The organism is Rhizobium jaguaris (assembly GCF_003627755.1).
Lineage (GTDB): Bacteria > Pseudomonadota > Alphaproteobacteria > Rhizobiales > Rhizobiaceae > Rhizobium > Rhizobium jaguaris.
This window is the reverse complement of sequence record NZ_CP032695.1, coordinates 1930214-1951164: the sequence shown is the minus strand read 5'-3', so window position 1 is coordinate 1951164 and position 20951 is coordinate 1930214. Positions and strand designations below refer to the sequence as shown.

Below are 20951 nucleotides of genomic sequence, written 5' to 3'. Positions count from 1 at the left end.
GATCACGATGCTACGCAAGGTTATTGTTTTCACGGCCGTTCTTGGGTTGGCCCTTTTCCCATTCGCCGTGATGACCCAGGCTGCCGAAAAGCAGCAGATCGTCGTGGATCTCGTCAACGAGCCGTCGACACTCGATCCGCAGCTTCAATGGAACCCGGACAGTTATTTCGTCTATCGCAATATTTTCGACAACCTCGTCACACGCGACAATAGCGGCAAGATCGTTCCGGAGATCGCCACCTCATGGAAGAACCTGTCGGACACAAAGATCGCCTTCACCCTGCGCGGCGACGTCACTTTTCACGATGGCACGCCGCTGACGGCCGAAGACGTTGCCTTCAGCGTCAATCGCATCATCGATCCGAAGCTGGCAAGCCCGCAGCTCAGCCAGTTCGCCAAGATCGCTAAGGCCGAGGTTTCCGGCGATCATGAAGTCACTTTGACGTTGCAGACGCCATATCCAGCTCTGCTGGCGCAGTTGACCAAACTGTCCATCGTTCCCGAGCATGTGGTGCAGAATGTCGGCAACCAGGCGTTCAATCTCGCGCCGGTCGGCAGCGGTCCCTATAAGTTCGTCAAATGGGATCGCGGCGTTTCCGTCACGCTTGTCCGTTATGATGGTTACTGGGGTAACAAAGGTCCGTTCGAGCAGGCCGTATTCCGCGCCGTACCGGATGCTTCGACTCGGCTTGCGGATCTGCAGGCAGGCGTTAGCGATTTCGCCCGCGCCCTGTCCTCAGATCAAGCGGCGCAGTTGGATGGCTCGCAGACCGTCAAGGCCGTGCCGGTATTGACGGAAAGAATGGCCTTTATCCGCATCAATCCGAACAAGCCTCCTTTCGACAAACTGGAGCTGCGCCAGGCGCTCGCCTATGCCATCGACAAAGAGGGAATCACACGGGGCATCCTCGGTGGCTTCGACAAGCCTGTCAGTCAGATGATGACGCCAGCGCATTTCGGGTGGAGCGACAAGATTACCGGGCTACCCTATGATCCGGATAGGGCGAAGGCCCTGATCTCCAGCGCCGGCAAGCCGGCGAAGTTTCAGCTGACCATTGGCGCCTTCTTCGACCAACGCGTCGCCGAAGCAATCCTGCAGGAACTGCAGGAGGTCGGTTTCGACGTCGAGATCTCGCAGGTCGACACGCCGACTTTCCTGCAGCTCGTCCAGAAAGGCCCGACCAACGCTCCGGCCTTGGCGATCAGCACCAATTCCTGCGCCTGCCAGGATGCCGATGGCGTCTTGAATTACCTGTTCCACTCAGGAAGCACTTGGACGATTGTCGAGAAACCCGAAATCGACGCCCTGTTGGACGAGGCAGGCTCTTCGTTGGACGAACAGAAGCGGTTGGCGGATTATGAAAAGATCGGCCAGTTCGTCGTAGACCAAGTGCCCACGGTGCCGCTTTACCAAATGGACGCGATCTACGGCGCGGCCAAGGCGCTGAATTTCCAGCCGACGCCCAATGAAAGCTTCTTCCTCAATCGGATGAGTTGGGCAGGATAAGTCGTTCTTATTCAATCATTTCTCGAGAAAATATCCCGCCGCCATGACTGGCGACGGGATTTTGATTTGGCGTGCCGGCCGGGTTGAAAACACCGATCAGCGGCCTTTCTGTTTCCGCCACTCGGCGAACTTGGCTTTTGGTGCGTCGCTGGTTGCCGGGTAGAGTCCGATGATGGTCGCGCCGTTCAAGACTTCCTCGGTGACGAAATCCTCGTAAGCGGTCATTTCTACAGTCTCTTCGGCAATCTCGTCGGCGAGGTGAGCAGGGATGACGATAACACCCTCATTGTCGCCGACGAGAACGTCGCCGGGGAAGACCGCTACATCGCCGCAGCCGATCGGTCCATTTATTTCGATTGCCTGATGCAGCGTCAGATTCGTCGGCGCTGACGGGCGGTGATGATAGGCGGGGATATCGAGATTGGCGATTTCCGGGCTGTCGCGGAAGCCGCCATCCGTCACAACGCCGGCGACACCACGCACCTGCAGCCGCGATATCAGGATCGAGCCGGCCGAAGCCGCGCGTGCATCCTTGCGGCTATCCATGACCAGAACAGCGCCGGGCGGGCACGCTTCGACAGCAGCGCGCTGCGGATGCTCCGGGTTGCGGAAGACATCGAGCGTATTCAGGTCTTCGCGCGCTGGGATGTAGCGGAGTGTAAAGGCCTGGCCGACCATGTTCGCCTTCTTCGGCGACAGCGGGTGGACATCCTGGATGAATTGATTGCGGAAGCCGCGCTTGAAAAGGGCGGTGGCGATCGTCGGCGTCGCCACGCCCATCAGCTTGTTGCGTGTCTCGCCGCTCAGCACGTAGTTGCTCATGATATCGTCCCTTGTGGTCAATAAATGTCGGGTTCGCCCGGCGTCGGGCCGAAACCGTTTTCCAGAAAATCGAAGTCGCAGCCGGTGTCCGCCTGCGCCACATGACGAGCGAACATCCAGCCATAGCCGCGGCCGAATTTTTCCGCGGGCTTGACCCAGGCATCGCGCCGCCGCTGCAATTCATCTTCGTCCACCAGCATGTCGATCCGTCGCGCTTCGAGATCGAGGCGAACGATGTCGCCGTTCCTCAGCAACGCCAGCGGGCCACCGACATGCGATTCCGGCGAGACATGCAGGATGCAGGCGCCATAGCTCGTCCCGCTCATCCGGGCGTCGGACAGGCGCAGCATGTCGCGATGGCCCTTTTTCAGCAATGCCTTCGGCATCGGCAGCATGCCCCATTCCGGCATGCCAGGGCCGCCCTGAGGGCCGGCGCCGCGCAGCACCATGACGTGGTCGGGGGTGATGTCGAGATTTTCATCATCGACTGCCGCCTTCATTTCCGGATAGCTGTCGAACACCAATGCCGGTCCCTGATGCTTGTAGAAACGCGGATCGCAGGCGGCCGGCTTGATGACGGCACCGGTCGGGGCGAGATTGCCCTTCAGAACCGCAAGCGACCCCTCATGATAGACGGGATTGTCGAGCGAACGAATGACGTCGTCGTTGTAGCACTTGGCGCCCTCCAGCGTTTCTCCGAGGGTGACGCCGGAAACGGTCAGCGCGGAGAGATCGAGCTTGGAGGAGAGCTTCGCCATCAGTGCGCTCAGGCCGCCGGCATAGTAGAAATCCTCCATGAGATAGGCCTTGCCCGTCGGCCGAATATTGGCAAGCACCGGTGTCGTGCGGCCAGCCCTGTCAAGATCGTCCAGCGTAAGGTCGACGCCGGCGCGTCGCGCCATTGCGATCAGATGCACGACCGCGTTGGTAGAACAGCCTGTTGCCATCGCCACGGCAACGGCGTTACCGATGGCGGCCGCAGTGACGATCTTCGAGGGGACAAGGTCCTCCCAGACCATCTCGACGATACGCCGACCGACGGCTGACGACATGCGGATGTGGTTGGAGTCGGCTGCCGGGATCGAGCTTGCGCCGGGCAAGGTCAGGCCCAACGCCTCGGCGATCGCAGTCATGGTGCTCGCCGTGCCCATCGTCATGCAGTGGCCGTAGGAGCGCGCAATGCCGGCTTCGACTTCCACCCATTCCTTTTCCGAAATCGTGCCGGCGCGGCGCTCGTCCCAGAACTTCCAGGAGTCCGACCCGGAGCCCAGATATTCGCCGCGGTAATTGCCGCGCAGCATCGGGCCTGCGGGCAGGTAGATCATCGGCAAGCCCATGCTGAGCGCTCCCATGACGAGGCCGGGCGTGGTCTTGTCGCAGCCGCCCATCAGCACGGCCCCGTCGACCGGGTGCGAGCGCAGCAGTTCCTCCGTCTCCATCGCCAGCATATTGCGATAGAGCATGGTGGTTGGTTTGACATAGCTTTCCGACAGGGACAGCGCCGGCAGTTCGAGAGGAAAGCCGCCGGCCTGAAAGATGCCGCGCTTCACGTCTTCGACTCGGTGCTTAAAATGGGCGTGGCAGGGATTAGCGTCGGACCAGGTGTTGAGGATGGCAATGACTGGCTTGCCCGTCCATTCTTCCGGTGCGTAGCCCATCTGCATGGTGCGCGAACGGTGTCCGGAACTTCTCAAGTCATCGGGCGCGAACCATCTGGCACTGCGCAGTTCCGCCGGTTTCTTCCTATTACTCATTATGTTCCAGCCCTGTATTCAATAATTGGTCGAGGAGATAATTCGGCTGCGCATCATTCTTTCATTCCCCATTTCTGCAAGGTTCTGCGCTCGATTGTCTGGAAAACCAGGTTCTCGACGATAAGGCCGATGACGATGACCGTCAGCAGGCCGGCGAAGACCGAGGGTATGTCGAGAAGGTTGCGGTTTTCGAAGATGAACCATCCAAGCCCGCCTTGGCCGGAGGAAACGCCAAAGACCAATTCGGCGGCGATCAATGTACGCCAGGAAAAGGCCCAGCCGATCTTCAGGCCGGTCAGGATTGACGGGAAGGCGGCGGGGATGAGAATGCGAAATACGTAGGAAAGTCCGGTCAGTCCGTAGTTGGCGCCCACCGTGCGCAGCGTGCGCGAAACGCCGAGAAAGCCCGCATGCGTGTTGAGAGCAACAGCCCACAGAACGGAATGTACGAGCACGAAGACGAGGCTCGCAGGCCCCAGACCGAACCAGATGAGGGCGAGTGGCAGCAGTGAGATCGCCGGCAGCGGATTGAACATCGCCGTCATGGTTTCGAGGAAGTCGGTGCCGATGCGCGTGTTGATCGCAACGACGGTCAGGATGGCGGCGAGCACCGTCCCCGTGACATAGCCTGTGACCAAAATCTTCAGCGTGGTCCAGATGCGTTCGGGCAGCACGCCATCGGAAAAACGATCGTAGAGTGCCATAAGCGTGTCGCTGAGCGTCGGGAAAAGCAGCGGATTGTCGAGATGCCGTGCATAGGTCTCCCAGATGACGGCCAGGACAACGATCAGCAGCGATTTGCGGAAGAGGCTCGATTGCCAAAGAAGCTCGACGGCGCCGAGCTTCTGCTCGACTGCAGCGATGTGGCCTGAGGGTTCGGCCCTCTCGGCCGCGAGGATGATCTGCGGTGCGCTCATGGCCTATTCCCTATGTCCTGTTTCGGCAAACAGCATGTGATGGATTTCCTGCTCCAGCTTGGCGGCGGCTGCGGTGTCGTGGCGGACTGCTTCGACATTGTGGATCTCGGCCTTGACGCGGCCGGGATGCGGCGAAAGCAGCAGGATGCGGTTGGAGATCTTGATCGCCTCGGCGATCGAATGCGTGACGAAGATGACGGTGAAACGCGTATCCTCCCAGAGCTGCAGAAGCTCATCCTGCATTTGCCGGCGGGTCAGCGCATCGAGTGCCGCAAAGGGCTCGTCCATCAGCAGGATATCGGGCTGCATGGCCATGCCGCGGGCGATCGCCACACGCTGCTTCATGCCGCCCGAAAGCATGTGCGGATAGGTATCGACGGCGCGCGTGAGCTTGACCTTCTCGATATAGTCGCGGGCGATGGCTTCGGCTTCTGCACGAGGCAGGCGTCTGGCGGTCGTCAACGGAAACATGACGTTTTCAAGGACGGTTTTCCACGGCAGGAGCTGGTCGAACTCCTGGAAGACCATCATGCGGTCGGCTCCCGGCTTCTTAACTGGTTGCCCCTTGATTTCGATACGACCCGCCGTCGGCGTCAGATAGCCGCCGATAGCCTTCAGCAATGTCGATTTTCCGCAACCCGACGGCCCGAGGAGCACGAAGCGATCGGACTGGGCGACCGAAAAGCTGACCTCTTCGGTGGCGGTAATCAAAAGGTTCGGCGTCTTGTAGCGAAGCGTCACCTTGTCGACGTTCAAGAGTGGTTTTGCCACGGCCGTTTCAGTCGGTAGGCCATCGGCTGCAATTTTTGCCTGAAGCATAAGGCTCCTCCAAGAGAGATAGCTGAAGGCGGCATTGGCGCCGCCAACAGGCTTCAATTGCCGTTCAGATCCGCCGCTTCGGGCAGATAGTAATCGGTCCAGGCCTTGGGCATCGTCTTCAAGGTCCCGATCTTGTAGAGGTGCGCCGCAAATTTCATGGTTCCCTGCGGATCCATGCGGAATTCCATCATGTGCGGCTGATTGAGGATCGCCAAGAGATCGTCGACGCTGGTCTTGTCGCCGCTGACCGTCTTGTAAGCCTCGACTGCCTTCTTGGGGTCCTTTTTGATCACATCGATAGCGTCCGCGGTTGCTTCGCGCACGGCCTTAATGATCGTCGGATTGGCGCCGGCGAATTGCGTCGTCGTAAAGAAGGTGCCTTGCGTCAGCTCACCGCCGATAATGTCGCGCGAATTGACGACCTCATGAACGCCCGGCTGCTTGAGTTCCAGATATTGGAAAGGCGGGGCCGAGAAATGGCTCTTCACTTCATGGTTCTGGTTTGCAAGCGCTGCCATGGCGTCGGGATGGCCAAGCTGTACCGTGTTGGCATCAAATTTGTGGACCTGATTGTCACCGTACATCTGAGCGGCCGCCATCTGGAGCAGGATCGCCTGCGTCGAAACGCCGACCGTCGGCACGGCGATCTTGTCACCCGGCTGGATGTCTTTTAGAGATTTGATGCGCGGATCGCGTGAGACCATGATGACCGGTTGCGCGGAGTTGGTGACGATACCCTTGACCTTGCCCCTGGTGCGGTCCCAGAGCAGCAACAGATTGCCGGTGCCGGTATTGACGATGTCGACGCTGCCGGAAAGAAGCGCATCGGTTTGCGCCCCGCCGCCGCTAAAGGTGCGCCATTCGACCTTGACGCCCGGCAGGCCGTCCGCTTCGGCGCGTTTCTCGATCAGCTTCTGCGTCTCCATGACATGGCTGACGAGATAAAGAATGCCTGGCTGCCGCGTGATCGAAATATCGGTTTTTTCGGCAGCGCCGGCCGAAAAAGCGCCAGCCAGCATCATGGCGGCCGCGGTCAGGCCGTGAAGAAATCCTCTCATTATGTCCTCCCAGATCGCGCAGACCCTTGAAATCGCGTTTGCATAAATTGACTAAAGCACTAATGTATCAGTGCATCAAGCCCTAAATTGTGCTTTATGATCTGACGCTCTCAACCAGGAAGGTAGCCAGTGAAAGTAAACCCGAAAGAATTCGCCTTGGACCGCTCCCGCCAGGTCGCGCCGCAGATCCTGGAAATCCTGAGGTCGCGTATTCTTTCAATGAGTTTGCCGCCGACCACCGTCCTGTCGCGCATCTCGCTTCAGAGCGAATTCAACGTCAGCCAGACGCCAGTTCGCGACGCTCTGATCAGGCTTGAAGAGGAGGGGCTCGTCGAGGTCTATCCGCAATATGCCACCGTCGTCGCCAGGATCGATATCGGCAACGCCGTCGAGGCGCACTTCCTGCGTTTGTCGATCGAGCTGGAGGCCATCCGCCGGCTGACGGCCGATTCGTCCGAGGAAACGGCGGCAGCGTTGCGGCATGTTCTGGTGCGGCAGGAGCATGTCATGTCGCCTGAAACCTACGATCTCTTCGATGGTCTCGACAAGGATTTCCACCGCGTTCTCTTCGAAAGGGCCGGCATACTGGGCCTCTGGGCAACCGTCCGGCGCCAGAGCGTCCATCTCGACCGGCTTCGCATGCTGAACCTGCCGATGCCCGGCAAATTGCAGCAGGTCATCGCCGATCACCATGCCATTGTCGACGCTGTTCAGTCTGGGGAGGTTGAGCAGGCTGTGGCGGCGCTTCGCAAGCATCTTTCGGGCACGCTGTCGATCATCGATCTCATCTGCGAAAAATATCCGGATTACCTCAGCCGATAGGCGGCTAATTGGTTACGGTCAGGACAACGTCGCGCGAAGCACATGCCCGGAGGCGTGTGCTTCCTCCTCCGGGGCGGTGCGTCTGGTCGTCACGAAAACGGAGCGGGGATTGGCTCTGTCCATAACGATCTTGGTTGGATGCGTCACCGGAAAGGGTATCGGTTCCAGCGCTTCGCCTGATGGCGCGAAGCGGAGAAGTTGCGATCCACCGACGCCGGCGATCCAGTAGATCCCGTCCTCATCGATGAATGCCCCGTCGGGCCGGCCTGCGAAATCATGCGTCGTCGCAAAGACGCGGCGATTGCTTGGCGCTCCCGTGCCGAGATCATAGTCACAGACCCAGATGGTTTGCACGGTGGGATGAGAATCCGAGAAATACATGCGGTGGCGAACGGGATCGAACGCGAGCCCGTTCGGTGTCCACAGGTTATCGAAAAGGCGGCGGTGGGTAAAACCGGCCTCGATGCAGAATATGGCTCCCGCGGGTTCCGTGAGATCCAGGTGCATGGTGCTAGCCCAGAAACGGCCTGCAGTGTCGACGGCGCCGTCGTTGAAGCGAACATCCGCGCGGCTCTCCGGTGAGCAGGCCAGGTCGAAACGGCCGTTTGCCGGATCGAAGAGAAAAATGCCGCTGGCAAGACCCGCCAGCAGCATCCCATCCGGCCGCAGGGCGATGCAACCGACAGCTTCCGGTGCATCCCAAACCTCAGTTCTGCCCGATGCCGCGTCCGTCCGCAGCAGACGGCAACCTTCGGTGTCGACCCACCAGAGACTTTTGCCATCCCCCGACCAGACCGGGCTTTCGCCGAGAAGGCCCCTTCGGTCGGAGAATATTTCGAATGCTGATATCATCTTGTTTCTTGCTTATGCGCGCTGTCTGCGGGCGTCCACATCGTCGCCGGATGTCAAGCTATCGACCAGATCCTTCCATCGCCCTAGGCGCGGTGCCGTTTCCGGCAGCGCCACCGTGCAGGCGATGGTAACAGCACAGCCGACAGCGATGAAGCCGGCAAGCGCCCAGGGCGCACCATTCAAAAGCGTCAGCAGCCAACCTGCGGCGAGCGTCCCGACGGAACCGATCAGCGCGCCGATCTGCTGGATGAACGAGACGCCGCTGGCGCGGACTCGCGTCGGGAAGAATTCGGCGAAATAGGCTGCTTGCGGCCCATACATAGCACTATGGCCGATCGCCAGCGCCGACGTCAGGCCGACCCAGATGTAATTGTCGACGCGATAATAGACCAGTGCGAAGGTGGGAAAGCTTGCCAGAAGGACTGTCGCCGCACCCAGGATATAGACGGGTTTACGGCCGATGCGATCGGAAAGGGCGCCCCAAAACGGCATGCTGATCAGTTCCAGTACGATTGCGACGAGCGATGCCGTTGTCATCACCGGCCGCGCCACGCCGCGGCTCGTCGCATAGGCGGTGATCAGCACGGCAAAGCTGGTGAAGGCAACGCTTTCGGCAAATTTGGTGCCGCAGCCAAGAGCAAGATAACGCGGATATTTCCTGACGATCTCGACCAGCGGATGCGGGTCTTCCGCACGGCGTTTGCGCATTTCCAGGAACAGCGGCGATTCCGTCAGCTGCAGGCGGATATACATGCCGACGGCGATCAGCACGAGGCTGAGCAGGAAGGGTATACGCCAGCCCCAGCTCATGAAAGCCTCATCCGACAGCGTCGTCGTCAACACGGCGAAGATGCCAAGCGGCAGGATGAAGCCGGCCGGCGCACCCGTCTGCACCCACGAACCGAAATAACCGCGCCTTTTGGCGGGCGCATGCTCGCACATGATGAGGATCGCGTTGCCCTGTTCTCCGCCGATACCGAAACCGTGCAGCATGCGGATGAACAGCAGGATCAAGGGAGCGGCGATGCCGATGCTGCTATAGGTCGGCATCAAACCGATGACGAAAGTGGCGACGCCGACGATCAAAAGCGTGGTGACCAGTGCGCTCTTGCGGCCATAGCGGTCGCCGAGATAGCCGAACAGCAGTCCGCCGATCGGGCGCACGAAGAATCCGGCGGCATAGGTGCCGAGGGCGACCAGCGAGCCGACGAGCGGATCGAAACTCGGAAAAAACAGCTTGTTGAAAACCAGCGCCGAAGCAGTGGCATAGATGAAAAAATCATACCACTCGACGGTGGTGCCGATGCAGGAGGCGATCGCCACCCTTCGCATCATGGCGGAGCTTGCCTGCTCCTTCAGTCCAATATTGCTCATAATATCCTCCCAGATCCTATATGCAGGCATTCCTCATCGGTACACTAGAGCACTAATGCATCAATATATCAATAGCGCGCTTGCAATGCCTTTGGTGGAGACAAGCACCGGCATGCCAGGAGTTTGGAAATGTTTGCGATGTTGAGAAACGTGGAGTCGCCGAACGGCTGCATTGGCTTAGGCGGCGCTTCGTGCGAGAAAAGTAAAGCTCGAACAAGATAGGGAATTTCCTTGACCATCGGACTTGCGCACGCCGAATTGATCGCGGTTCTGACGGCCGTTACCGGCAATGATCCCAGGGTTATGACGGTGCGGTCAGGCGATGCATTGCCGTCGGGACCGTTTGAGCTCGGGCATCGGACCTTGCAGAGCGGTCTTCGCGAATGGGTGCAAGAGCTAACGGCACATCCCGTCGGCTATCTGGAGCAGCTTTACACTTTTGCCGACCGTGATCGGAACAACGAGATCCTTGGCGGCCGGACGATCTCGATCAGCTATCTCGGCCTGGTGCGCGAGCAGGCAGCCCCTGGCGCCGGCCGGCCAGGATGGCATGGTTGGTACGAATATTTCCCCTGGGAAGACCATCGTCACGGCCGGCCCGCCGTACTGGAGGATATTGTCAGCCGGCTGAATATCTGGGTCGCCGGCGATCCGGCCAGGCTTGATCAGCGTCGGCGCCGCGCCGATTTTGCCTTTGGTTTGAACGATACCGCCTGGAACGAAGACTTGGTCCTGCAGCGCTACGAGCTTCTTTATGAGGCCGGGCTTGTCCTGGAGGCGGGTTGCGCTCAGAAGAGCAATTCCGGCCGGCCGATGTTTGCTGACCATCGGCGGATTCTTGCGACCGGCATGGCGCGGCTGCGCGCGAAAATCAAATATCGCCCTGTCGTTTTCGAATTGATGCCGGAGAGTTTCACTCTCCTTCAACTGCAACGCACCGTCGAGGCTTTGGCGGGTCTGACACTGCACAAGCAGAATTTCCGCCGGTTGGTCGAGCAACAGGAGCTGGTGGAGGAAACCGGCGCAACCGAAAGCGAGACAGGCGGCCGCCCGGCCAAGCTTTTCCGCTTCCGCCGCGCCGTCCTTGAAGAACGCGAACTCGCCGGAACAAAATTGCCGCTCTCCCGCAATTGACATATGCTCATAACGAGGATATCTATTTGCACATAATATGCTCAAACTGAGTATAATAAGGAGCCGGTCATGAACTACCCCGTATCCGCATCCTCCCTCTATGATCGTGTCAGCCGTGTCATCCCCAAAGCCGAATGGCTGACGTTTCAGGATGATGTCGAGGCAATTCTCGAGCTGAAACGACGCCGCAACGCCGTCATCCTCGCGCATAACTATCAGACGCCGGAGATCTTCCACGGCGTCGCCGATATTGTTGGCGACAGCCTGGCGCTTGCCCGCAAAGCGATCGACGTGGACGCCGACATCATCGTGCTCGCCGGCGTGCATTTCATGGCCGAGACCGCCAAGCTGCTCAATCCGGAAAAGACCGTGCTGATCCCCGATATGGCCGCCGGTTGCTCGCTGGCGGAATCGATCACGCCGGAAGACATCGCGCTGCTGCGCCAGGCGCATCCCGGTGTTCCCATTGTCACCTATGTCAACACGTCCGCTGCGGTGAAGGCGGCATCCGATATCTGCTGCACATCGGGCAATGCCAAGCAGGTGGTGGAATCGCTCGGCGTTCCCAAGGTCCTGATGATCCCCGACGAATATCTGGCGCAGAACGTGGCGCGGGAGACCAAAGTCGAAATCATCGCCTGGCATGGACACTGCGAGGTGCATGAGCTTTTCACGGCCGACGACGTGCGCCAGCTTCGCGAGAACTACCCCGGCGTGACGGTGCTTGCGCATCCGGAGTGTCCGCCTGACGTCGTCAAGGAAGCGGATTTCGCCGGCTCCACGGCCGTTATGTCTGACTATGTCGGCAAAAAGAGCCCGGCGCGTGTCGTGCTGCTGACCGAATGTTCGATGAGCGACAATGTTGCCGTCCATCATCCGGATGTCGAGTTCATCCGGCCCTGCAATCTCTGCCCGCACATGAAGCGCATCACGCTTGGCAATATCCGCAAAGCGCTAAAGGAAAACCAGCACGAAGTGATCGTCGATCCGGCAATTGCCGTTGCCGCGCGTCGGGCTGTGGAAAGGATGCTGGCGATATGACCGAGATTCATCACGATCTTGCAGACCGCGTGGCCATCATTGGCAGCGGTCTCGCCGGGCTGATGGCCGCGCTGACGCTGGCGCCGCAGCCGGCCGTCATCGTCACCCGCTCGGCACTCGGCGCGGAAACGTCGAGCGCCTGGGCACAAGGCGGCATCGCCGCCAGCATGGGAGCGGATGACAGCGCAGAGCTGCATCTCGCCGACACGCTTGCTGCCGGCGACGGACTTTGCGATCCCGCGGTGGCTGCCAGCATCATTGCCGAAGCGCCTGCGGCAATTGCCGCTCTGGAGCGGGCGGGCGTCCGCTTTGACAGAAATGGCGCGGGGGCCTTGTCGCTCGGCCTCGAAGCCGCCCATTCGTGTCGCCGCATCGTTCATGCTGAAGGCGATGGCTCTGGTGCGGCGATCGTTCGGGCGCTGGTACAGGCCGTCGTCAATACGCCATCCATTACAGTACTGGAAGGATATGAGGCGCGGCGGCTGCCCCTGGATGGCGAGCGGATCAGCGGTCTGTTATGTGCGACACCGAAGGGAATGGCCGTTCTGCCTACGTCCCGCGTCCTCCTTGCCACCGGCGGTATTGGCGGTCTCTTCGATGCGACGACCAATCCCATCGGCAATTTCGGCCAGGGAGTAGCACTTGCGGCGAGAGCTGGGGCGCTTCTGGCCGACATGGAATTCGTGCAGTTCCACCCGACAGCGCTTGCTTCCCGCCGCCGGCCGCTGGCTCTTGTCAGCGAAGCCGTACGCGGCGAGGGCGCAGCACTCGTCAATGAAAAAGGCGAGCGCTTCATGGCGTTGGTTCCCGGCGCGGAACTGGCCCCGCGCGATGTCGTCGCGCGGGCGATCAGTGCAGAAATCGCGCGCGGCGGCCGTGTCTTTCTCGATGCCCGCGAGGCACTCGGCAGCCGCTTTGCCGCCCGCTTTCCCGTCATTGATGCGCTTTGCCGCGAGGCCGGCATTGATCCGTCGCGCGAACTGATTCCAGTGCGTCCCGCCGTTCACTATCACATGGGCGGCGTGGCGACGGATGTGAACGGCCGCAGCTCCGTTTCCGGTCTCTGGGTAGCGGGGGAGGCGGCGTCAACCGGCCTTCACGGAGCCAATCGGCTCGCCAGCAACTCGTTGCTGGAGGCGGCTGTCATGGGCATGCGCGCGGCGCGGGACATCGCTGGCGTCTCGGCAAGCCTGGCGAACGTGCCTTCGGACCATGCGCGGCCGCCAACTCCGGATGCCTCGCTCGTTCGGCCGATCGTCTCGCGTCATCTTGGCGTGCTTCGCAATGCCGGCGCCATTCATGGAGCGATTGCTGCGCTTCTGCCGCTGGCCGAAAGCGAAGGTCCGGCCACCGATCCTGCCATCGTCGGGCTGCTGATCGCGGTTTTCGCCAACCTGCGGACGGAGTCACGCGGTGCCCATGCCCGAACGGATTTTCCGCTGAAGCTGCAGCAGACGCAACGCCGGACGATGCGCTGGCCTGACGCCTTGGATATCGCGCGGTCCGTCATCCCCTATTCCTTCGCCAGGAGCGCCTGACATGACCCTCGTTCCCCTTCCGCGCCTCATCGTCGAGCCGCTGGTACGCAATGCCTTGCTGGAAGATCTCGGTCTTGCCGGCGATATCACGTCCGCCGCCGTCATCCCGGAGGATCATCGCTCCGCCGTTGCCATGGTGGCCCGTCAGCCGGGCGTGATTGCCGGACTTGATGCCTCGGAACTCGCCTTCCAGCTTGTCGATCCAAGGATTACCATGACCCGCCATCTTCACGACAGCGCGAAGGTGGGCGCCGGCGACATCATTGCAACGATCGAGGGCCCCTCCCGCGGACTGCTAACGGCCGAGCGCACGGCGCTGAATTTCCTCGGCCATCTCTCCGGCATTGCGACGGTGACGGCCGGTATCGCCGAGGCGATCAGCGGCACGAAGGCATCGATCGTCTGCACCCGCAAGACGACGCCGGGGCTGCGTGCGTTGGAGAAATATGCGGTCCGGGCCGGCGGCGGTATGAACCATCGTTTTGCGCTCTACGACGCGGTGCTGATCAAGGACAATCATGTCGCAATCGCCGGTGGCGTCGCGAAGGCCATCCGGCGCGCCAAGGCCGGCGTTGGCCATATGGTCAAGATCGAGGTCGAGGTGGATACGCTCGAACAGCTTCACGAAGCCATAGAAGAGAGCGTCGACGCCGTGTTGCTCGACAACATGACGCCTGAACAATTGCGCGAGGCGGTGAGCATCGTTGCCGGGCGGGCAATCACCGAGGCGTCAGGCCGCGTCACGCCTTCGACGGCTACTGCAATTGCCGCCTCCGGCGTCGATCTGATCTCCGTCGGCTGGCTGACGCATAGCGCGCCGACGCTCGATATCGGGCTCGATTGGAAAGCGGTAGCATAAGCGGGGCTTGATCGACCGTTTCAAGCCGTGATCGGAGTCGGCGCCGCGATGTAACGATATCGTTATGGAAATTGCGCCGCGGCATCCGGTTGGCGCTTGCGCATCCGTCGCCTTGCTGATCAAAATCCGCGAGTTTTCATCATCATGCATGGGATGCGGCAAACAGTGACCAAGATTATAGATTACGTTTTTTCCATCGGCTCTCCCTGGTCGTATATCGGCCTGGAGCCGTTTCTCGATCTCGTTGAGAAGACGGGTGCGGAAATCCGGCCTTATCTCACCACCGTCGTCGAAGAGAATGGCGGCATCTTCTCGCGCAACCGGCCTGAGGCCCGTCGTCAATATTGGCAGCGGGATCTCAAGCGTTGGGCCGCCTTTCGCGGCAAGAAGTTGCTTCTGGAAAACCGCCCGCCGCTCGCCGACCCCGCACCGGCAGCGTTTATGGTCATCGCCGCTTATCTCGACGGCAAGCCGTGGCTCGACCTGACGAAGATCCTGCAGGAAGCGTTCTGGGGCCGCGGCGAGGATATCGGCAATCCCGAGGCGCGCAAGGCGATCGCCAGCGCCGCAGGTTTCGATGGCGACGCGCTTTCGAAGCGGGAGGGCGATGCCGATGTGCAGGGCAAGTGGACGGCGGATCGCGAATTTGCCGTCAAGAACGGCGTCTTCGGCTTCCCGTCGTTCCTCTATGACGGCGAACTCTATTGGGGCCAGGACAATCTGCATTTCCTCGAAAGTCATCTCAACGGCGTCAAGCCATAAGTGGCAGTCGCCATGCGTATAACTCCGGAGATTGAAATTAGTTTGCGGCGCTATACGCGGATTGAAAGTATTAAGTGTGCATCGCACCTATTCTGTGTGCGATGCGGTAATCTTGATTGGCCGAGTCTATATTTTGTCGTTGTGCAGGACTGCCTGTTCTACTTTACAGCGGGTTATTTTGCCGTTTAACTGCCGGGCTAGATTGTCGAGCGAGGCTAGGCTATAAAAATTTAATGATAGACACTCGGTTTCCGACGGCATTTCAGATGGTATTGACTACGGCCGTTCACAATCGAGACGGCCTGCGGTGCACGAGCTTTGAATTGGCCGCCGGTCTCGGCTCCAATCCCAGTTTTGTTCGGAAATTGCTCGTGCCGCTCAGTCAGAGCGGAATACTGATTTCGTCCGCCGGGAAGAATGGCGGCATCCGTCTGGGACGCTTGGCAAGCGAAATCACCCTTCACGACATCTATAGCGCGGTCATTTTCGACAAGCGCCTGTGGGCCGCACGCGATGATGTGCCGTGCCGCTGTCCTGTCAGTACGCATATCGCCGTGCTATTCGAAAGTGTGGCGCGCCGGGCGGAATTCGCCGTGATGGGAGCGCTCAATAGTTTGACAATCGCGGACGCGCTTCGTCAATTGAAGGAAATCGAGCAGCAGGAATTGCAAGCGGCCGATCCGGCGGGCTGTCCCAAGGCTGCGGCTGCCAAGAGCCTCGAATCGCTGTAAAGCCGAATTCTCCTCAATTGCGGCAAGGAAAGGTCCGGCAGGGAAACCGGACCAATCCCCATTTACTGATCGGAGGTCAATCTGATCAGAAACTACGCTGGAAGCGCAGGATGCCGGCCCACTGATCCTGACTGATCGAATCCCAGTTGGTGTAGGACACTTCAGGCTCGATCAGGAGGTTCTTCACCGGATTGAACTTCAGGTTCGTGGTCGCGGCAAAGATCTTGGAGTCGGTATAGGCGACCTGCAGGTTCCACTTCAGCTTGTCGTTGAAGGGAACTGCGACGCCACCCCAGGCAGCCCAGTCACCCCAGCCGCAAAGATCGCCGCGGCCCGGAGGGCAAGAATCTTCCGACAGGTTGGAGCCGGCATACTGGTTCAGCTTGGAGCCGTCCGTGTTCCAGCCGCCCATCAAGAACGCCGAGAAGACGCCGAAGTCAGCGTCGACACGAGCCTTGACTGCCCCTTCTTCGACGATCGAGTCATAGCCGCCAACAACCTTGACGCCCCAGATGCCGGACTTATAGCCAGCACCGGCAACGACGTTCGGAGCATAGTGGTTGGCCTTCGAGGTAACCCAGGCGCCGTCATAGCTGGAAGCGTCCGAAGCGGAGTTGGAATCTTCGAGCGAGATGACCGCCGTGAAGCCGTTGCCGGCATCGTAGTTGTAGGTCAACTGATTGAGTTCGTAGGGGCCGTCCCAGATCACGTCGTCGTTGATCACGTCGCCGGCGTAGCCTGCATAGAGGTTGTACTGCGAATCGAGCTTGCCGACCGTGAAGCCGCCCAGGCTGATATTGGCAAACAGCAGCTTCGTTGCGGTGGAGCCGCCTTCCTGCCAGTCCCAGCGCAGAACCATGTTGGTCTTCAGCGGGCCGTATTCGGTATCCGTGGCGGTATCGAGATTGAGTTCGGCGCGGGTATGCCACAGCGTGCCGACTTTGTTCGTCGGGCTGTAAGCGTCATACCATTCACCTTCGGAGCGAACTTCGCCGCCGACCTTCAGGCAGGTTTCGGTACCCGGAATAAAGAAATATCCCGTGCCATAGGCATCGCAAATGCGAACGTACTGAAGAGGCTCTGGTTCGGCTGCGACGATGGCGTCGGCAGCATGCGCACCAGAGGCGGCGGCAAGCGCCGCTGCAGAGCTGAGAAGAAGCGTTCTAATGTTCATAGTAAGTCCAATCTATTCTCGATTGGGCACAGGTTATCGCGCCGAAAAATCGACGTCCCCACCCCGGTCCCGTTTCGTAAACCCTTTCGGGTAGCGGTCCCTAACCGCGCCCTGAAGTATACAGATTCTCGATTTTGCAACAATGATAGATACAGTAAAATGACAATCATTGAGCGCAACAGTCAAGAATGTTGCGGGAATGTCACGGCAATTGAGGGTTTGGTTGCGCTACATTAAAATACAATTTAAAAATAGTAATTCCTGAGCAATGCGCCCGAACGGTATGGCAGGCTTCTATGACAACTGTTTGGCCTTCAGCACCGAGACGGCTGCTTCGCTGTTATGGACGTAGTCATTGGCGTCGGGCTGCCGCTGCACCAGTAGGATGAAGAGCAGGTCGGTCAGCATCAATTGTGCGTCGCGTGCTGTGATGGCCGAGGAGCGGACTCGGTCTTCGTCGCCGACGGTGTAGAGGCGAATATCGGCGACATGGGCAAGGGGATTGTCCTGGAGGCCGGTCACGGCGATAACGGTGGCGTTTCGCTGACTGGCAAGTTCCGCAATGCGTAGCGTTTCGATGCTGGTGCCGGAATAGGAGAGGGCGAACAGCAGGTCGTCGGCACTGAGCGTCGATGCATTGGCCATCTGCACATGACTGTCGCTGTCGTGCAGCACATTGCGCCCGAGCTTCATCAGCTTATAGGAAAAGTCGCGGGCGACCAGCGATGAGGCACCAACGCCGGCGAGATGAATGCGGCGGGCCTCGTAAAGCGCCTTCAGCGCCTTGTCGATATCCAGTTCGTTGTTGACGGCGATGGTTTGTTGCATCGCCTGCAGCTTGCTGCCGAGCAATTTCTGCAGGATGGTCAGATAGCCGTCGTCCACTTCGATCGTCCCGTGGATCATGCCCGCCGGGGCCTGCCATTCCTGAGCCTTGGCCTCGCTGACGGCGAGCTTCAGCTCCTGGTAGCCGGCATAGCCGAGTTTCTGGCTGAATTTGACGACACTCGATTGACTGCGGCCCGTCTCTGCGGCGAGGGCGGCCGACGACAGGCGCAGCATCTGGTCCGGATTTTCGACGATGAATTGCCCGATCTGACGATCGGCCGGCGCCATGCCTTCGAGCTTTGCGCTGATTTTCTTTAAAATAGACATCCGCCCCTTCAGGCCGTGGAGGCCGGTTCATGCGTCGACACAATCAAGCCACAAGATATCATCCGGCCGTCAGCGGGCAACCACGCTTTCGTCCCGTCAGCCACAGACGTTATAGCAAAGAACGCATGGAATAAAAAATTCCAATTCACATTGACAGGGCGGAATGGGCGAATACTCTTAAGTCTGAAGCAAGGGAATGGACTCTGCGCCTTCGCCCCTCTCCTTGACGGGTCTCATATCATGGACAGATTGCGAATATCAGGCGGAAACAGGTTGCAGGGCGCTGTGACGATTTCCGGCGCCAAGAATGCCGCCTTGCCACAGATCGCGGCGGCGCTGCTCAGTCCCCATCCGTTGGAACTAACGAATCTGCCGGCGGTGACCGATGTCGAGAACATGCTCGGCGTCGTCACGCTTCACGGAGCCGTCGTGAACCGTTCCGCGCACGGCACCACCGTCGATACCAGCGCCATCGTCTCGAAGGAAACCTCCTACGACACCGTGAGGCGTATGCGGGCGACGGTGCTGGTGCTTGCACCGCTGCTGGCACGTTTCGGCCATGCCCGTGTCTCCCTGCCCGGGGGCTGCGCGATCGGCGCCCGACCGGTCGACATGCACATCAAGGCGTTGGCGACGCTTGGGGCTGACATCGCCATCGAAAATGGTTTGATCGTTGCTTCGGCCCCTGGCGGGTTGAAGGGCGCGCGGATCGTTCTGAGTTCCCCATCCGTAGGAGCGACCGAGACGGCGATGATGGCCGCATGCGCCGCCAAGGGCGAGACGGAGATATTGAACGCGGCGCGCGAGCCGGAGGTGGCCGATCTCGCCGCCTGTCTCGGCGCCATGGGCGCCCGAATCGAGGGTGCCGGTACGCACCGCATCCTGATCGAGGGCAGCACGAACTGGCAGCCTGCCCGGCATCACGGCATATCCGACCGGATCGAGGCCGGCACCTATGCCGTTGCAGCCGCCATCACCGGCGGGCAGCTTGAACTGATCCACGCTCGGCTAGAGAACCTGGCTTCCGTCGTGCAGGCGCTGGAAGCCATGGGTGTCAGCGTCTGGCCGAGCGACCGCGGCCTGGTTGTTTCGAGGGATGGTCCGCTCAAAGGCGCCGATATCACCACCGAACCCTATCCCGGCTTTCCGACTGACCTTCAAGCCCAGTTCATGGCACTCGCCTGCTGCGCCGAAGGCGCCTCACTGATCCGCGAGACGGTGTTTGAAAACCGCTTTATGCATGTGCCGGAATTGATGCGCCTCGGCGCCAACATCACGCTGCAAGGCACCAGCGCCCTGGTCCGCGGCGGCGCGCCTCTTAGAGGAGCGCAGGTCATGGCGACCGATCTGCGAGCCTCCGTCTCGCTGGTGCTCGCGGCACTGGTGTCGAAGGGAGAAACCATCGTCAACCGCGTCTATCACCTCGACCGCGGCTATGAGCAACTGGATCGCAAACTCCGCCTCTGTGGGGCAGATATTGAGCGGCTGACATCATGAGCGGCGGAGCAGACAGAGCACGCTATTTTCTCGGTATCGATGGCGGAGGCACCGGCTGCCGTGCCAGGATCGAGGATGCGGATGGTACAGTGTTGGGCCAGGGATTGTCTGGCCCTGCAACCACGCGGCTCGGCATAGACGAGGCCTGGGCTTCTATTGCGCGGGCCTTTGGAGCGGCCATTGAGGAGGCAAGCCTCAGCCCGTCCGAAGTCAAGCGGATTCATGCGGGCGTTGGGCTTGCCGGCATCGGGCGGAAGGGCGCGCTTGAGGCATTGCGGGCCATAAAGCATCCTTTTGCCAGCATCGACTTTGTCAGCGACGGCGAGGGCGCCTGTCTCGGCGCCCATTCGGGTCGTGACGGCGCGATCGTCATTGCCGGGACGGGATCGATCGGCCTGGGTTTTGTCGAAGGGCGCCACTTGCGGGTCGGCGGATATGGCTTTCCGATCTCCGACGAGGGCAGCGGCGCGGATCTCGGACTGAAAACGGTGCAGCTTGCGCTGCGCGCGAATGACGGACGCCACGAGAAAACGGCTTTGCTGTCCGAAATCATGCAGCGGTTTCAGAATGATCCGATGGAAGCGGTCGCCTGGATGGACCGTGCCTCTGCCACGGATTACGCGGCGCTGGCGCCGATGGTGATGCGCCATGCGGATCAGGGTGACGCTGCCGGGCGGCGTATTGTCCAGAGCGCGGCGGAGCATATTGATACGCTGATCCGCACGCTTTTCGATAAGGGTGCGCCTCGCGTGTCCCTGCTTGGCGGCTTATCGAGCCCGCTCGAGCCATGGCTCGCACCGGACGTTCGCCGCCGCCTCAAGCCCATCGACGGGGACGCCGTCTCGGGCGCCATCATTCTCGCAAGGAAGTCTGTCTGCAGCCGCTGAAAGGGCGGTTTTGCCATCACCGATTTCATACATCAATTTTGGAATATTTTATTCCTATTGTGATTGACGAACGGAATAAATGGACATAATGTTAAGGAAGGTAAACAGGGAAATTAGCAGCGAACGAAGCCGTAAAGGCCGGCTGCTTGGGCTGATGACAGCTTTCCGTTGCGTTGAAAAATTAAGGCTGCTGCGGCTTGCCCGATCGTTATCGATCGAGCTTGCCAACCCTGATTTATTGTATCGAA

The 20951-nt window shown here is 60.0% G+C and carries 19 protein-coding genes; 10 read left to right on the top strand and 9 right to left on the bottom strand.

Going from position 1 to position 20951, the window contains the following annotated elements; all coding sequences use genetic code 11:
- The first annotated feature begins 7 nt into the window (after positions 1 to 7).
- The gene (locus CCGE525_RS31235; protein ID WP_120708071.1) at positions 8 to 1507 is read left to right on the top strand and encodes an ABC transporter substrate-binding protein; all 1500 of its coding nucleotides are present in this window, start codon (positions 8 to 10) and stop codon (positions 1505 to 1507) included.
- Between the two features lie 96 nt (positions 1508 to 1603).
- Here CCGE525_RS31235 and CCGE525_RS31230 read toward each other — a convergent pair whose 3' ends face one another.
- From CCGE525_RS31230 to CCGE525_RS31210, 5 genes are read right to left on the bottom strand one after another with little or no spacing between them, the layout of a single operon-like run.
- The gene (locus tag CCGE525_RS31230) at positions 1604 to 2329 is read right to left on the bottom strand and encodes a ribonuclease activity regulator RraA (RefSeq protein WP_120708070.1); all 726 of its coding nucleotides are present in this window, start codon (positions 2327 to 2329) and stop codon (positions 1604 to 1606) included.
- Positions 2330 to 2346: 17 nt separating this feature from the next.
- Complete coding sequence (gene araD / locus CCGE525_RS31225) at positions 2347 to 4083, bottom strand: L-arabinonate dehydratase (RefSeq protein ID WP_120708069.1); 1737 nt, start codon at positions 4081 to 4083, stop codon at positions 2347 to 2349.
- A 53-nt stretch (positions 4084 to 4136) separates the two neighbouring features.
- A complete protein-coding gene (locus tag CCGE525_RS31220; protein ID WP_120708068.1) occupies positions 4137 to 5000 on the bottom strand; it encodes an ABC transporter permease in 864 nt (287 codons plus the stop codon).
- 3 nt (positions 5001 to 5003) lie between these two features.
- A complete protein-coding gene (locus CCGE525_RS31215) occupies positions 5004 to 5819 on the bottom strand; it encodes an ABC transporter ATP-binding protein (protein ID WP_120708067.1) in 816 nt (271 codons plus the stop codon).
- A gap of 53 nt (positions 5820 to 5872) precedes the next feature.
- Positions 5873 to 6877, bottom strand: a complete 1005-nt coding sequence (locus CCGE525_RS31210) for an ABC transporter substrate-binding protein (RefSeq protein WP_120708066.1) — start codon at positions 6875 to 6877, stop codon at positions 5873 to 5875.
- A 129-nt stretch (positions 6878 to 7006) separates the two neighbouring features.
- Between CCGE525_RS31210 and CCGE525_RS31205 the strand changes: the two genes are divergently transcribed.
- Entirely contained in the window at positions 7007 to 7699 is a 693-nt protein-coding gene (locus tag CCGE525_RS31205; RefSeq protein WP_120708065.1) for a GntR family transcriptional regulator, read from the top strand.
- An 18-nt stretch (positions 7700 to 7717) separates the two neighbouring features.
- Here the strand turns inward: CCGE525_RS31205 and CCGE525_RS31200 are convergent, their stop codons facing one another.
- A complete protein-coding gene (locus CCGE525_RS31200; RefSeq protein WP_120708064.1) occupies positions 7718 to 8551 on the bottom strand; it encodes an SMP-30/gluconolactonase/LRE family protein in 834 nt (277 codons plus the stop codon).
- Between the two features lie 12 nt (positions 8552 to 8563).
- The gene (locus CCGE525_RS31195) at positions 8564 to 9925 is read right to left on the bottom strand and encodes an MFS transporter (RefSeq protein ID WP_245472216.1); all 1362 of its coding nucleotides are present in this window, start codon (positions 9923 to 9925) and stop codon (positions 8564 to 8566) included.
- A 231-nt stretch (positions 9926 to 10156) separates the two neighbouring features.
- Between CCGE525_RS31195 and CCGE525_RS31190 the strand changes: the two genes are divergently transcribed.
- From CCGE525_RS31190 to CCGE525_RS31165, 6 genes are all read left to right on the top strand, one after another.
- Entirely contained in the window at positions 10157 to 11059 is a 903-nt protein-coding gene (locus CCGE525_RS31190) for an NUDIX hydrolase (RefSeq protein WP_120708063.1), read from the top strand.
- Between the two features lie 69 nt (positions 11060 to 11128).
- Positions 11129 to 12100: a quinolinate synthase NadA gene (gene nadA, locus CCGE525_RS31185; protein WP_120708062.1), complete on the top strand. Its 972-nt coding sequence runs from the start codon at positions 11129 to 11131 to the stop codon at positions 12098 to 12100.
- Positions 12097 to 13638: an L-aspartate oxidase gene (locus tag CCGE525_RS31180; RefSeq protein WP_120708061.1), complete on the top strand. Its 1542-nt coding sequence runs from the start codon at positions 12097 to 12099 to the stop codon at positions 13636 to 13638. The genes nadA and CCGE525_RS31180 overlap by 4 nt, the downstream gene beginning before the upstream one ends.
- A 1-nt stretch (position 13639) precedes the next feature.
- Entirely contained in the window at positions 13640 to 14497 is an 858-nt protein-coding gene (gene nadC, locus CCGE525_RS31175) for a carboxylating nicotinate-nucleotide diphosphorylase (RefSeq protein ID WP_205587492.1), read from the top strand.
- A 165-nt stretch (positions 14498 to 14662) separates the two neighbouring features.
- On the top strand, positions 14663 to 15259 hold the full coding sequence (locus CCGE525_RS31170; RefSeq protein WP_120708728.1) for a 2-hydroxychromene-2-carboxylate isomerase: 597 nt from the start codon (positions 14663 to 14665) through the stop codon (positions 15257 to 15259).
- 233 nt (positions 15260 to 15492) lie between these two features.
- Entirely contained in the window at positions 15493 to 15990 is a 498-nt protein-coding gene (locus CCGE525_RS31165) for an RrF2 family transcriptional regulator (RefSeq protein ID WP_120708059.1), read from the top strand.
- 85 nt (positions 15991 to 16075) lie between these two features.
- On the opposite strand, the gene CCGE525_RS31160 is transcribed toward CCGE525_RS31165, so the two are convergent.
- Complete coding sequence (locus tag CCGE525_RS31160; RefSeq protein ID WP_120708058.1) at positions 16076 to 17164, bottom strand: porin; 1089 nt, start codon at positions 17162 to 17164, stop codon at positions 16076 to 16078.
- Between the two features lie 294 nt (positions 17165 to 17458).
- A complete protein-coding gene (locus tag CCGE525_RS31155) occupies positions 17459 to 18319 on the bottom strand; it encodes a MurR/RpiR family transcriptional regulator (RefSeq protein WP_120708057.1) in 861 nt (286 codons plus the stop codon).
- Between the two features lie 240 nt (positions 18320 to 18559).
- Here CCGE525_RS31155 and murA point away from each other — a divergent pair, with 240 nt between their 5' ends.
- Both murA and CCGE525_RS31145 read left to right on the top strand, forming a co-directional pair.
- Positions 18560 to 19816 (top strand): UDP-N-acetylglucosamine 1-carboxyvinyltransferase, encoded by a 1257-nt coding sequence (murA, locus tag CCGE525_RS31150; RefSeq protein ID WP_120708056.1) that lies wholly within the window; start codon positions 18560 to 18562, stop codon positions 19814 to 19816.
- Entirely contained in the window at positions 19813 to 20703 is an 891-nt protein-coding gene (locus tag CCGE525_RS31145) for a glucosamine kinase nucleotide-binding domain-containing protein (protein ID WP_120708055.1), read from the top strand. Before murA ends, CCGE525_RS31145 begins: the two co-directional genes overlap by 4 nt.
- Positions 20704 to 20951 lie beyond the last annotated feature (248 nt).